Origin of the sequence: Mycobacterium sp. 852002-10029_SCH5224772, assembly GCF_001667315.1 — a bacterium.
GTDB lineage: Bacteria > Actinomycetota > Actinomycetes > Mycobacteriales > Mycobacteriaceae > Mycobacterium.
In genome coordinates, this window is the sequence record NZ_LZHT01000128.1 from 22140 (window position 1) to 35818 (window position 13679).

The following is a 13679-nucleotide window of genomic DNA, read 5'->3' on the forward strand; positions in this document are numbered from 1 at the left end:
CTCACGGACGCTGCTGAACATCCACACTGGGCGGCCGTGACTGCGGCTCTTGAGGTTTCGCCCGCACTGAGCGCCGGACGATGCTGAACACCGCGGCGCCGCCGGCAAGGACCGCCACGGCTACTCCCGCAATCACCCACGGGCGCTTGCCGCGACGCCGTGCGCGCCGCGCGTCCTGCAGCGCTTGGGGCAGGCTGGTGACCACGTCCTGTGCGGCGGCCAGCTCCTGGGCGAGGGCTGCTTGGGCCGCCGCGATGTCCCGGGCCAGACGCCCCTCCTGATACCGACGACGCAGCTGCGCGGCCGTCGACTGCGCAGACTGGGCACTGAGACCCACGACTCCGCGGGTGACGTCCACCGGCCCCCTCGCCGAATAGGTCAGGCCTCGGGCCAGTCGCTCCCGCGGGGTCAGCCGGGATTCCGTCTTCGCGCTCATCTGCCGCCCTTCCGTTCCGCTGGTGACGCCTGTTGTGAAGCGAGCCCGATATCTGAAGGCCAGCATAGGGACGTCGGCGGGCGCGGTGTGTGTTCGTGGGGTTTTGCCAGCGGTTTCGGATTGGGTGGCACCGCGTGCGGGCCCGCCCACGCGTAGTGGCAGACTTTGGTGCCGTGACTAACAGCCCCTTTCAGACTGCTACCGCCACGCTCCACACCAACCGCGGCGACATCAAGGTCGCCTTGTTCGGAAACCACGCGCCCAAGACGGTCGCCAACTTCGTCGGCCTGGCGCAGGGCACCAAGGAGTACTCGACCCAGAACGCGTCGGGAGGCTCCTCCGGCCCGTTCTACGATGGCGCGGTCTTTCACCGAGTGATCCGGGGCTTCATGATCCAGGGCGGCGACCCGACCGGGACCGGCCGCGGCGGTCCGGGGTACAAGTTCGCCGATGAGTTCCATCCCGAGCTGCAATTCGACAAGCCCTACTTGCTGGCGATGGCGAACGCGGGCCCGGGCACCAACGGCTCGCAGTTCTTCATCACCGTCGATAAGACGCCGCACCTGAACCGGCGCCACACGATCTTCGGCGAAGTGACCGACCCGGAATCGCAGCAGGTGGTCGAGACGATCGCGACGACGAGCACCGACGGTAACGACCGCCCCTCCGAGCCGGTCGTCATCGAGTCGATCACCATCTCCTGAACCGCTCCCCCATTCGGGGCCGCTCAGTGCTGTGAACGTCCCGCGTAGCCGGCTGTCGTGAGCGCGTCGAGCACCTGAAGCGGGTCGGTCCCAAGGTCCCAGCGGGAGAACAGCACCAGGCCGTCGTCGGCCGTTTCGACCTCCAGCAACCGCACTTTGCGTCCATAGCGGCGGAACTCGATGATGCGGATGATCTTGATGTCGGATTGCTGTAATACCTGCGTCCGAAACCAGCCGCGCAGCGACAGCCCTTCGGGCGTGATTGCCAGTTTCGGGCGCGCGCGCCAAGACATTCCCGCAAACAAGATCAGACCCACTGCGGCAACGCCCGCCAGAACACGCCCCGGCAGGTCTGTGATTAGGGTCACACTGGCGATAGCCATTAGAACACCCGCGGCTCCACAACCTGCGATTCCCGCCGCGTGCGGCTCCCATTGTGTTTGCTGCATGCGGTCGTTAACCCCTCCCACCACTGCCGATGCAGTTATCCACAATCTCTATCAACAGTGGGGATAAATCACACGCGTGTGATTGGGTGCTCGGAAAGTTGCTGGCGCAGTGCCAAATCAGTCCCAAAATGAATTCATTCCGTGGGTTGTCCCGCTCAGTGCCAGCGCATCGTGAGCAACAAACCGGTGATCATGAAAGCGAACGCGATGGCATAGTTCCAGGGACCCAGTTGCGCCATCCAATTGAGGGCGGCCGGCGCCTGTGTTCCGACCGCGGCCAATTGAAAAACCATCAGCCAGACGAGGCCGATCAGCATGAGGCCGATGAACAGCGCGACGAACCACACGCTCGACGGTCCGACCTTGACTTTCACCGGGGTGCGGCTGACCGCGCTGACGGTGAAGTCGTTCTTCTTACGGACCTTGGACTTGGGCATGATTACCTCGCGGATTACCTCAACAACACGGTGAGCGGGACGGGGTGCAACGATGAACACGGCAGCTGCACCCATAGCTTGGCTACGAGACTAACGCACCTGGGACGGTGACCAGGAAATGGAGACTCGATGACCCCGACGCGCCAGTCGCCGTGGCGCTTCGGCGTCCCGGTGGTCTGTGTGCTGGCCGGATTGCTGCTCGCCGCCACACACGGGGTATCCGGCGGCGCCGAGATCCGCGGCAGCGACGCCCCGCGGCTGGTGGACTTGGTCCGTGAGACCCAGTCGTCGGTGAACCGCCTCAACGCCCAACGCGAGGAACTGGCGGGAAAGATCGATGCGGCGCACGGGCGCTCGTCGGACGCCGCGCTGGCCGCGATGCTGCGGCGCTCCGCACAGCTCGCCGGCGAGGCGGATATGAACCCGGTGCACGGCCCGGGTCTGGTGGTCACCCTCGAGGATGCGCAACGCGACGCCAACGGCCGGTTCCCGCGCGATGCGTCGCCCGACGACCTCGTGGTGCACCAGCAAGACATCCAGGCCGTGCTCAATGCGTTGTGGACCGCCGGCGCCGAGGCGATCCAGATGCAAGACCAGCGGCTCATCGCCACCTCTATGCCCCGCTGTGTGGGCAATACGCTGCTGCTCAACGGGCGCACCTACAGCCCGCCGTACACGATCACCGCGATCGGTAATTCCGCGGCCATGCAAGCCGCCCTCGCCGCCGCTCCCCTGGTGATCCTCTACAAGCAGTACGTGGTGCGCTTCGGGCTCGGCTACCGCGAAGAGGCCAAATCCGATGTGCAGGTCGTCGGTCATTTCGAACCCGACCGGCTGCATTATGCGCAGCCCAACGGCCCGATCGGTTACTGAGGCACACTGACCAGCGGCGCACCTGCCAACGGACGGTAACCTGGCACGATGCGGATCCTGGTTGTCGACAACTACGACAGCTTCGTGTTCAACCTGGTGCAGTACCTCGGGCAGCTGGGCGTGGACGCGGAGGTCTGGCGCAACGACGACGCCCGGCTCTCGGACGAGGCCGCCGCCGCCCGGCAGTTCGACGGCGTGCTGCTCAGTCCGGGGCCGGGCACCCCGGAGCGCGCGGGCGCTTCCATCGGGATGGTTCGCGCGTGTGCCGCCGAGAAGACCCCGCTGCTCGGGGTTTGCCTCGGGCACCAAGCCATCGGCGTCGCATTCGGCGCCACCGTCGACCGGGCTCCCGAACTGCTGCACGGCAAAACCAGCAGCGTCTACCACACCAATATCGGTGTGTTGCAAGGACTTCCGGATCCCTTCACGGCGACCCGCTACCACTCGCTGACCATCCTGCCCGAGTCGCTGCCGCCGGTGCTCGAGGTCACCGCCCACACCGACAGCGGCGTGATCATGGGGGTGCGCCACGCCGAATTGCCGATCCACGGCGTGCAGTTCCACCCGGAGTCGATCCTGACCGAGGGCGGCCATCGCATGCTGGCGAACTGGCTCGCCGTCTGCGGGTTGGTGCGCGATGACACCCTGGTACGTCGACTCGAGAATGACGTACACGCCGCGGTGCGGCCGTACTTCCCGCCCGATCCGGCGGCTACTGACCGAACTTCAGCGTGACGATCCCGTCCCGGTTCACCCCGGCGCCGGCCGGCGGGTTCTGATACACCACCCGGTGTGACTGAGAGCCACCGGCGTCGACGTCGGCGCCCTTGTCCAGGATGCCCGTCCAGCCCAGCGCCCGTAGCCGCGGCTCGGCGTCCGTCCAGAACATCCCGGACAGGTCGGGCATGACGAACTGATTGCCCTTCGATACCTGAAGCTCGATCACCGAGTCCACCGGAACCATCTGACCCTTGGGCGGATTGGTGCCGACGACCTCACCGGCCGGCCGGGGGCTGTCCACCTGCACCTGGGTCACTTTGCTGAAGCCGTAGACGGTCAGGTTCCGTTGCGCGATGTCCACCGTCTGGCCCGCGATGTCGGGAACCTGCTTGGTCTCCGGGCCGGAGCCGACGATGACGGTGATGACGTTGGTGATCGCCGACGTTTGGTTGGCCGGGGGGTTGGTCCCGATCACCTTGCCCAGCAGTTCTGGCGTCGACGGCGAATTGGCCTGCTTGAACTTGGTGAATCCCGCGCCTTTGAGCTTGGTGACCGCGTCGGAGTAACTCAACGAGGAGACGTCGGGGACCTCGCGCTGTTCCGGGCCGGTGGAGACGTTGACGGTGATCTCGTCGCCGGCGTTGATCGAGGCGTTGGCGCCGGGGTCGGTGCCGATGACGTGGTCGGGCGGAATGATCGAATCCGGCTTTTGCAGCGTGCGTGTTTTGAAGCCGCGGTTTTGCAGCGCCGCAATGGCATCGGCGGACACCTGCCCGCGCACGTCGGGCACCTGAACGTCGCGTGCGCCGCCGCCGAAGGTGTTGAAGGCGATGACCACGACGATCGTCAGGACGGCCAGCGCGGCGACCGCGACGATCCAGCGACCGACCGAACCGACGGTGCGGTCCTCGCCGGCGTCTGCGAGAACCTGGCGAGGCAGCGGGTCGGTCCGCGGCGGGCCAGCGTTACCGGGGCTGGACGACAGCATCGAGCTGCGGTCGGCGTCGGTGAAAACCTTGGGTGCATCGGGCTTTTCGCCGTTGTGTACCCGGACCAGATCGGCCCGCATCTCCGCCGCAGTCTGATAGCGGTTTTCCGGATTCTTGGCCAGCGCCTTGAGAACGACGGCGTCGAGGTCGGGCGAGATCCCTTCGTGGCGCTGCGACGGCGGGACGGGGTCTTCGCGGACGTGCTGGTAGGCAACCGCGACCGGTGAGTCTCCGACGAAAGGCGGTTCGCCCGTGAGGATTTCGTAAAGAACGCAACCCAACGAATACACGTCGGAACGGGCGTCAACGGTGTCGCCGCGGGCTTGCTCGGGCGACAGGTACTGCGCGGTGCCGATCACCGCGGCGGTCTGGGTGACGCTGTTGCCGCTGTCGGCGATCGCGCGGGCGATACCGAAATCCATCACCTTGACCGCATTGGTGGTGCTGATCATGATGTTGGCCGGCTTGACGTCGCGGTGGATGATGCCGTTCTGATGGCTGAAGTTCAGCGCCTGGCACGCGTCGGCGATGATCTCGATCGCCCGCCGGGGCGGCAGCGGGCCGTCGGTGTGCACGATGTCGCGCAGCGTGACGCCGTCGACGTACTCCATGACGATGTAGGGCAGCGGCCCGGTGGGGGTTTCCGCCTCGCCGGTGTCGTAGACGGCGACGATGGACGGGTGATTCAGCGCGGCGGCGTTTTGCGCCTCGCGCCGGAAGCGTAGGTAGAAGCTGGGATCGCGGGCCAGATCCGCGCGCAGCACCTTGACCGCGACGTCGCGATGCAAGCGGACGTCGCGGGCCAGGTGAACCTCGGACATACCTCCGAAGCCGAGGATTTCGCCGAGCTCGTAACGGTCAGACAGGTGCTGCGGGGTGGTCATGGCGATGTCCCGTGTCGGGCCGGTCCATTGCGGAATCCAGACATCCCTATCGTGTCGTCATCCGGCCAGGTGAAGCGCATGCCGGGTTGGGCCGCAGAACCGCTGGGGGTGTTGGTCGCTGGTGGCGCCGAGGCCGGTGGGGTGCCGGTGTCGGTGACCGTCGGGGGCTGTTGCTGCTGATCCCCCCGGGAATTGATGACGATGAGGACCGCGATGATGATCGCCAGCGCGCCGAGCACCCCGGCGGCCCACAGCAGCGCCCGCTGTCCCGACGAGAAAGTGCGTCGGGCCGGGGGCGGGCGGTGCCCGCCGGTGGTCGGGCGGGATCGACGAGGCGTAGCGGTTCGAGGGGTCACCGCGGCCGCCCTGGTCGTCGGGCTGGACGGGATCGCTGCCGGCGAGGCCCGGCCGGCGGGCGGTGTCGCGCTGGGTCGCGGCGGACGACGACCGGCGCGTACCGCGGCCACGGCGTCGGCGAACGGCCCTCCGCTGCGGTAACGCATGGCGGGGTTCTTGACCAATGTGATCTCGATGAGTTCGCGCACATTGGGCGGCAGCTCCGCGGGCAGCGGCGGCGGAGGTTCCTTGATGTGCTTCATCGCCACCGTCAGCGCGCCGTCACCGGTGAATGGCCGCTTGCCGCAAACAACCTCGTAGCCAACAACTCCTAGCGAGTACACGTCGCTGGACGGGGTGGCGTCGTGACCGAGGGCCTGTTCGGGGGCGATGTATTGGGCGGTGCCCATCACCATTCCGGTCTGGGTCACCGGGGCGGCGTCGACGGCCTTGGCGATACCGAAGTCGGTGATCTTCACCTGGCCGGTAGGAGTGATCAAGATGTTGCCCGGTTTGACGTCGCGGTGGACCAAGCCGGCGGCGTGTGCGACCTGCAGCGCGCGACCGGTCTGCTCGAGCATGTCCAGGGCGTGCCGCAGCGACAGCCGACCGGTGCGTTTGAGCACCGAGTTCAGCGGCTCGCCGTTGACCAGCTCCATCACCAGGTAGGCGGTACGGCCTTCCCCGTCCAGCTGGCTCTCGCCGTAGTCGTGGACCGCCGCGATCCCCGGGTGGTTGAGCATCGCCGTGGTCCGCGCCTCAGCGCGAAAGCGCTCGATGAACTCGGGGTCCTGGGAGAACTCCTGCTTGAGCACCTTGACCGCGACGCGGCGGCCCAGCCGGCTGTCTACCGCCTCCCAGACCTGACCCATGCCGCCGGTGGCGATCAGGCGCTGCAGGCGGTATCTGCCGGACAGCGTCACACCAACTCGCGGGCTCATGGTCCTCCCTGTAGCGCGGCCTGGATCACAGCCCGTCCGATCGGCGCGGCGAGTGCACCCCCCGTCGCGGACAGGCGGTCGGCGCCATTCTCCACCAACACCGCCACGGCGACCTTCGGGGTCTGCGCGGGCGCGAAAGCGATATACCACGCATGCGGCGGAGTGTGCCGCGGATCGGTGCCATGCTCTGCGGTACCCGTCTTGGATGCGATCTGCACGCCGGGAATGGCCCCTTTCTGCTGTGCGACCTTCTCGGCGCCGACCATCAGCTCTGTTAGCTTAGCGGCGACCTGCGGCGACACGGCGCGCCGCTGCTCATAGGGCGCCGTGGTGCTGATCGTGGTCAAGTCCGGCCCCTTGAGGCTGTCGATCAGATAGGGCTGCATCGTCACCCCGCCGTTCGCGATGGTCGCTGCGATCTCGGCGTTCTGCAGGGGCGTCATCGCGACATCCTTCTGTCCGATGCTCGACATTCCCAGGGCGGCGGCATCCGGGATGATCCCGATGGTCGACTCCGCGACCTGCAGCGGGATGACGCTCGGGGTGGTGTCCAGGCCGAATGAGTGTGCCGTGCTACGCAGCGCGTCGGATCCGGTGAGGATGCCGAGTTGGACGAACGCGGTGTTGCAGGACAGGGCGAATGCCTGCTGCAAGGACACGGTCGGCTCCTTGCCACACGCCTGTCCACCGTAGTTCTCCAGAGTTGCGGTGCTGTTCGGCAGTGGAATCGACGGGGCAGCGGTCAGTTGCTCGGTGTCGGAGGCGCCGGCCTGCAGCGCGGCCGCGGTGGTGACGACCTTGAAGGTGGAACCGGGTGGGTAGGTCTCCGAGATGGCACGGTTGGTCATCGGGTTGTCGGGATCGTCGCGCAACCGCTGCCAGGCCTTCGCCTGCACGTCGGGATCGTGCGACGACAGCAGGTTGGGGTCATAAGACGGCGACGACACCATCGCCAAGATCTTTCCGGTGGACGGTTCGAGGGCAACGACGGCACCCTTGCACGGCGGACCGCCGCAGCCCTGCTGCATCCCGTCCCAGGCGGCCTGCTGGACCCGCGGCTTGATCGTGGTGTCGATGTTGGCCCCGCGCGGGTCGCGGCCGGTGAAGAAGTCGGCCAGCCGGCGCCCGAACAGCCGCTCGTCGGAGCCGTTCAACAGCGGGTCCTCGGCGCGTTCCAGACCGGTGCTCGAATAGCGCAACGAGTAGAACCCGGTGACCGGCGCGTACGTCTCGGGGTTGGGATAGACCCGCAGGAAGCGGAAGCGGTTATCGGTGGCGACCGAGTAGGCCAGCAGCTGTCCGCCCGCCACGATTTGGCCGCGCTGGCGCGAATACTCATCGAGCAGGACCCGCTGATTGCGCGGGTCGGCGCGCAGCGAGTCGGCGGCGAAGACCTGTGTCATCGTGGCGTTGATCAACAGCAGCACGATCAACGCCATCACGATCACCGAGATCCGGCGCAGGGAGGCGTTCATACTTTCTCGATCACCTCGGTACCGGCCGCCGCGATCGGCGGCTCGTGACGCACGGAGGTGCGCAAGGGGCGTCGGGCGCTGTGCGAGATGCGCGCCAGGATGGCCAACAGCACATAGTTCGCCAGCAACGACGAGCCGCCGTAAGACATCCACGGGGTGGTCAAGCCGGTCAGCGGAATGAGTTGCGTTACCCCGCCGACGACGATGAACAGCTGAAGGGCCAGCGTCGAGGCCAGGCCCGCCGCCAGCAGCTTGCCGAAGCTATCGCGGGTGGCGATCGCCGTGCGCATTCCTCGCACGATGACGATCGTGTAGAGCATCAAGATGCTCGCCAGGCCCACCAATCCCAGCTCTTCGCCGAACGCCGCGATGATGAAGTCGGTCGACGCGGCCGGCACGGTGTCGGGCTGACCGTTGCCGAGCCCGGTGCCGAAGATCCCTCCGGTGGCAAAGCTGAACAGCGACTGCACAATTTGGTAGCCGCTGCCGTCGGGATCGGAAAACGGGTCCCACCACATCTGCACACGGACCCGGACGTGGCTGAAAATGTAATACGCGACAACGCTTCCCGCGGCGAACAGCACCAGGCCGATCCCCACCCAGCTAAATCGTTGGGTGGCGAGGTAGACCACTACCAGAAATGACGTGTACAGCAATAACGAAGTGCCAAGGTCCTTTTCGAAGGCCATCACGCCGACCGAGATCACCCACGCCGCCAGCAGGGGTGCGAGGTCGCGGGGGCGGGGCAGGGTCAAGCCCATGAAGTGCTTACCGACGCTGGTGAACAGGCCGCGTTTGGCGATCAGTACCGCGGAGAAGAAGATCAGTAGCAGAATTTTGGAGAATTCGGCGGGCTGAATTGAGAAGCCGGGCAAACGAATCCAGATCTTGGCACCGTTCTGTTCGGACAGCGACGCCGGCAACAGGGCGGGAATCACCAGGAAGATGAGACCGAACAGCCCGCATATGTAGCCGTAGCGCGCCAGTTGCCGATGGTCTTTCAGAAAGGTGACCACCAGGGCAAAGGTGACCACCCCGACCAGGGTCCACAGCATCTGCTGGGTCGCGCTGGGATGGTGGCGGCCGCTGAGCTGATTGGTCACCAGGTCGAGCCGGTGAATCATCACCAGGCCAAGTCCGTTGAGTAATGCCACGATTGGCAACAGCAGCGGGTCGGTGTAGGGCGCGAAGCGCCGGATGGCCATGTGCGCGGACCCGAACACGACGAGAAACACCAGCCCGTAGTTGATCGCGTTCCACTGCAGGTCGCGGGTTTGGTTGGCCTCAACGATCAGCAGCGCGGCGACGGTGATCAACGAGGCGAAGCCCAGCAGCAACAACTCGGCATTGCGCCGGGTAGGCAGTGGAGGCGTGACCGCGACCGGCGGCTGAAGCTGTGTTGTCATGCCACCGTCCGGCAGTCGATGCCCGGTTGAAGTGGGGGCCCGGGGAGTGCGGTCACCGTTTGCGACGTGGTCGTCGGGCCTGCCGGTGATGAGTTCGCGGGGCCGTTGGAGGCGCTTGTGCTGGGTGGGGGGCTGCTGCTGGTGGGGCTGGTGGTCGGTGATGCTGGTGATGCGGTGGCGCTGGATCCGGGTGTTCCGCCGCCGGTGGGTGGGGAACCGGGCGGGGAGGTGGCACGCGGCGACGGGCAGATCGGCAGCAGGTATTCGGCCATCAGTTGGCGCAGCTGCGATTCCGCTTGGTCCAGGCTGCCGCCCGGCAGCCCGGTTTGGACCTGGACCTGTCCGGGACGGCGCAGATCTTGCAGCGTCATCAACTGGCAATTGGAGTGGCCGCGGGATTGCCCATAGCTGACCAGGGACAGTTCGTTGCGCGCGTTGACGCAGCCCACCAGGTACGGCCGTTGCAGCGGAAACCCCAGCAGCGTCCCCTGGATCCCCCGCACGATGGAGACCCGGCCGTTGTATTCGGCGACGTAGTAGTTGCGCTGGATGACCCACCACCCGACGGTGAAGCCCGCGATCACCAGCAGCACCGCTAAAGCGGCGACGACGACCATCCGTCGGCGGGACCAGCGCGGCCGGTGCGTCGTCTCCGGTTGTGGCGCAACACGTTTGGCGGATTCGTCGCGCGGCCTGATCGCCGACGCGCGGCCAGCCGAGGTGTTGGGCAGCGTCATTTGATCCTCGTCGCCCGACACCGCGCCGGCCAGAATCGGCTGGGTTTGCCCGTAGTCGTAGTCGACGACGTCGGCGACGACGACGGTGACGTTATCGGGACCGCCGCCGCGCAGCGCCAACTCGATGAGGCGGTAGGCGGCCTCGGCGACATCGGGAATCTGCAACGCCTCGAGGATGGTCTCGTCGCTCACCGGATCCGACAACCCGTCGGAGCAAAGCAGATAGCGATCGCCGGCACGCGCTTCTCGCATGGTCAACGTCGGCTCGACCTCGTGACCGGTGAGCGCGCGCATGATCAGCGACCGCTGCGGATGGCTGTGGGCCTCTTCCCGGGTGATCCGGCCCTCGTCGACCAAGGTCTGAACGAACGTGTCGTCCTTGGTGATCTGACTCAGTTCGCCGTCGCGCAGCAAGTAACCACGTGAGTCGCCGATGTGCACCAATCCAATTCGGTCGCCCGCGAACAGGATTGCGGTAAGAGTGGTGCCCATCCCCTCGAGTTCGGGCTCCGCGTCGACCTGCGCGGCGATGGCCGCGTTGCCTGAGCGCACCGCGTTGTCGAGCTTGGCCAACAGGTCGCCGCCCGGCTCGTCGTCATCAAGATGGGCCAGGGCGGCGATCACCAACTGGGACGCCACCTCGCCGGCGGCGTGACCGCCCATGCCGTCGGCCAGAGCGAGCAGCCGGGCGCCGGCATAGACAGAGTCTTCGTTGTTGGCGCGCACCAGGCCGCGGTCACTCCGGGCGGCGTATCGCAGGACCAGGGTCACGGGCGCCACTCCTCGATCCCGGCCGGAAAATCTGCCAAGCCGACACCATCGTCACTGGCGCGGGTCACGGGCGTAACTCGATCGCCGTTTTGCCGATTCGAATCGGCGTTCCTATCGGGACTCGTACCGCAGTCGTCACTTTCGCCCTGTCGAGGTAAGTACCGTTGGTCGATCCTAGATCCTCGACGTACCACTCCGAGCCGCGCTGAGATAGCCGGGCGTGCCGCGTTGAGGCGTAGTCGTCGGTGAGTACCAGGGTGGAGTCGTCAGCCCGTCCGATCAGCACCGGCTGGCCGCTGAGAGTAATGCGCCCGCCCGCCAGCGCGCCTTCGGTCACCACCAGATAGCGGGCGGTACGCCCGCGCTGACGCGACGGCAGCAGCGTGCTGCGCAGCGCCAAGCCGCGACGCACCATGACAGCACCGGTCGGCGCGTAGAGATCGGTCCGCAGGATTCGCAGTACGGACCAGATGAATACCCACAACAACATCAAAAATCCGGCGCGCGTCAGCTGCAGTACCAATCCCTGCATCTGGCGTCCTTTCCGTCCTAGCGTCGTGTCCCCGGCGCCCGTGACTCCGAGCACATCGGCTACGTCACGATACTTGGACGGTGGTCGACACGGGGCGAAGCACGGCAGCGTTGAGCCCAGTGACTTAGTGGATCCGGACGATGATTTCCGAGTGGCCCAAACGGATGACGTCGCCGTCGGCCAGCTGCCACTCCTGGACCGGGGCGTTGTTCACCGTGGTGCCGTTGGTGGAGTTCAGGTCCGACAGCAGCGCGACCTGTCCGTCCCAGCGGATCTCCAGGTGACGCCGTGACACGCCCGTGTCGGGCAACCGGAACTGTGCGTCCTGCCCGCGGCCCACGATGTTGGAGCCGTCGCGCAACTGATAGGTGCGGCCGCTGCCGTCGTCGAGCTGAAGGGTGACCGCGGTGCCGGCGGCGCCGTAGCCGCCCTGGCCGTAGCCGCCGTAGGCGCCCGCCTGTTGGCCGTAGTCGGCGGGCTGGCCGTAGTCGGCCGGCTGGCCGTAGTCCGCCTGCTGGCCGTAATCGGGCTGCTGGCCGTAGTCGTACTCGGGGCTGCCCGCCTCGGGGTAGCCGCCGGCCTGCCCGCCGTACGTCCCGCCCTGCGCGTGCTCGGCGTATTGGGTGTATTCGGGGGACCCGTAGTCCTGACGGCTGTATCCGCCGCCCTGCTGGTAGCCCTGGTCGTACGCGCCGCCCTGCTCGGGGTAGCCGGGGCGTTGCTCTGGTGGGGCGTAGCCGCCCTCGTCCTGGCGGGCCGGCCCCCGACCGTAGTCGCCGTATCCGCCGCCGTAGCCCGGCGCGCCACCGCCCGGCTGGCCGGCAGGGCCGTAGCCACCGCCCTGGCGGTATCCCTGGTCGTAGCCTTGGCCGCCCCCGTACCCGGTAGGCGCGGGAGGGCGCTGCTCGTACGACTGTGGGTAGCCGCCCTGCCCCTGGTCGGGGTAGCCGCGCTGGTCCGGGTATCCCTGTTGGGGCGGGTAGCCGCCCTGGCCTTGGTCGGGGTAGCCGCGCTGGTCCGGGTATCCCTGTTGGGGCGGGTAGCCGCCTTGTCCTTGATCGGGGTAACCGCCTTGCTCCTGGTAGCCACCCTGCTCGGGCGGGCGCGGCGGCGGGTATCCCTGCTGAGGTGGGTAGCCGCCCTGTTCAGGCGGATATCCCCCACGCTGGTCGGGTGCACCCTGCGGGTCCGGGCCACCGCGCCCGTCGTCGTCCTGGGGACGCCGGTAGCGGTCGTCGTAGTACTCGTCGCCGGGGCGCCCCGGCCCCTGATCCCCGCGGTAGCTCGAATTGTCAGTCATTGGTGCTACTCCTCGTTCATCGCCGAACGCGTTATTTGATTGTGGCCGGACGGCGTCTTCGGCCGTCGGGCGGGGCTGGACATCCGGGTTGACAGCACCACGGGCGCGGTACTGACCGGTACGCAGGTTCGACGACTGCTCGAACCGGACGACCACCTCACCATACGTTTGCCACCCCTGTTCGTGGATGTAGTCAGCCAAGTACCTCGCGAAAGAGCTCGACGTGAGATCCGGATCTGCGCTCACCGTCTCGAAGTCGTGCATACCGAGGGTAATGATGTATTCGTTGGGGGCCAAAAGCCGATTTCCGTGAAGCTTCTGGATGCCGTCACGCGCTTCACGGCATAGCAGGGCTTCTACCTCTTGCGGGACGATCGATCCGCCGAATACGCGGGCGAAGGCATTGTCCACCGTCGCCTCGAGCTTGCGCTCGATTCGCGCGGCCAGCCCTCGTTGGCTACTCATGTCCTACCGTTCGCCCGCAGTTGCCTGAAGGTATTGCCGGTGCGCGGCAAACGAATCACACGCGTGCTGGTTCACTTCCGCATGGTATCGGCACTTCGCGGCGCGGCGGCACTGTCGAAATTGTGAGAACCGCGTACCTGCAGCTCAGACGCATGCCCGCAGGTGAATGCCCGGCGCCGTAGGGCCTTCCGGCCCGCTGCGGCGGTTCGGGAATCGGGCCATTA

The 13679-nt window shown here is 66.7% G+C and carries 13 protein-coding genes; 3 read left to right on the plus strand and 10 right to left on the minus strand.

Annotation, left to right across the window (positions count from 1 at the left end; all coding sequences use genetic code 11):
- Position 1: 1 nt before the first annotated feature.
- Positions 2-436, minus strand: coding sequence for a cell wall synthesis protein CwsA (cwsA, locus tag A5775_RS22195; protein WP_067257337.1), 435 nt, complete (start codon positions 434-436; stop codon positions 2-4).
- Between the two features lie 155 nt (positions 437-591).
- Here cwsA and A5775_RS22200 point away from each other — a divergent pair, with 155 nt between their 5' ends.
- Complete coding sequence (locus tag A5775_RS22200) at positions 592-1140, plus strand: peptidylprolyl isomerase (RefSeq protein WP_067257162.1); 549 nt, start codon at positions 592-594, stop codon at positions 1138-1140.
- A 23-nt stretch (positions 1141-1163) separates the two neighbouring features.
- Here the strand turns inward: A5775_RS22200 and A5775_RS22205 are convergent, their stop codons facing one another.
- On the minus strand, positions 1164-1589 hold the full coding sequence (locus A5775_RS22205; RefSeq protein WP_067257165.1) for a PH domain-containing protein: 426 nt from the start codon (positions 1587-1589) through the stop codon (positions 1164-1166).
- 155 nt (positions 1590-1744) lie between these two features.
- Positions 1745-2026: a cell division protein CrgA gene (gene crgA / locus A5775_RS22210; protein ID WP_067257170.1), complete on the minus strand. Its 282-nt coding sequence runs from the start codon at positions 2024-2026 to the stop codon at positions 1745-1747.
- A 129-nt stretch (positions 2027-2155) separates the two neighbouring features.
- Here crgA and A5775_RS22215 point away from each other — a divergent pair, with 129 nt between their 5' ends.
- Positions 2156-2899 (plus strand): DUF881 domain-containing protein, encoded by a 744-nt coding sequence (locus A5775_RS22215; protein WP_067257173.1) that lies wholly within the window; start codon positions 2156-2158, stop codon positions 2897-2899.
- Between the two features lie 48 nt (positions 2900-2947).
- Entirely contained in the window at positions 2948-3634 is a 687-nt protein-coding gene (locus A5775_RS22220; RefSeq protein ID WP_067257176.1) for an aminodeoxychorismate/anthranilate synthase component II, read from the plus strand.
- On the opposite strand, the gene pknB is transcribed toward A5775_RS22220, so the two are convergent.
- The 7 genes from pknB to A5775_RS22255 all read right to left on the minus strand — a co-directional run bounded on the left by pknB (position 3612) and on the right by A5775_RS22255 (position 13455).
- Positions 3612-5492, minus strand: coding sequence for a Stk1 family PASTA domain-containing Ser/Thr kinase (pknB, locus tag A5775_RS22225; RefSeq protein WP_067257179.1), 1881 nt, complete (start codon positions 5490-5492; stop codon positions 3612-3614). The two genes, A5775_RS22220 and pknB, sit on opposite strands and share 23 nt — an antisense overlap.
- Complete coding sequence (locus A5775_RS22230; protein ID WP_067257183.1) at positions 5489-6769, minus strand: serine/threonine-protein kinase; 1281 nt, start codon at positions 6767-6769, stop codon at positions 5489-5491. Before A5775_RS22230 ends, pknB begins: the two co-directional genes overlap by 4 nt.
- Entirely contained in the window at positions 6766-8244 is a 1479-nt protein-coding gene (gene pbpA / locus A5775_RS22235) for a D,D-transpeptidase PbpA (protein ID WP_067257186.1), read from the minus strand. The genes A5775_RS22230 and pbpA overlap by 4 nt, the downstream gene beginning before the upstream one ends.
- Positions 8241-9650, minus strand: a complete 1410-nt coding sequence (locus A5775_RS22240) for an FtsW/RodA/SpoVE family cell cycle protein (protein ID WP_067257189.1) — start codon at positions 9648-9650, stop codon at positions 8241-8243. The genes pbpA and A5775_RS22240 overlap by 4 nt, the downstream gene beginning before the upstream one ends.
- The gene (locus tag A5775_RS22245; RefSeq protein WP_067257341.1) at positions 9647-11158 is read right to left on the minus strand and encodes a PP2C family serine/threonine-protein phosphatase; all 1512 of its coding nucleotides are present in this window, start codon (positions 11156-11158) and stop codon (positions 9647-9649) included. The genes A5775_RS22240 and A5775_RS22245 overlap by 4 nt, the downstream gene beginning before the upstream one ends.
- Positions 11159-11222: 64 nt before the next feature.
- Positions 11223-11690 (minus strand): FHA domain-containing protein, encoded by a 468-nt coding sequence (locus A5775_RS22250; RefSeq protein ID WP_067257192.1) that lies wholly within the window; start codon positions 11688-11690, stop codon positions 11223-11225.
- A gap of 124 nt (positions 11691-11814) precedes the next feature.
- Complete coding sequence (locus A5775_RS22255) at positions 11815-13455, minus strand: FhaA domain-containing protein (RefSeq protein WP_067257195.1); 1641 nt, start codon at positions 13453-13455, stop codon at positions 11815-11817.
- Positions 13456-13679: the final 224 nt, after the last annotated feature.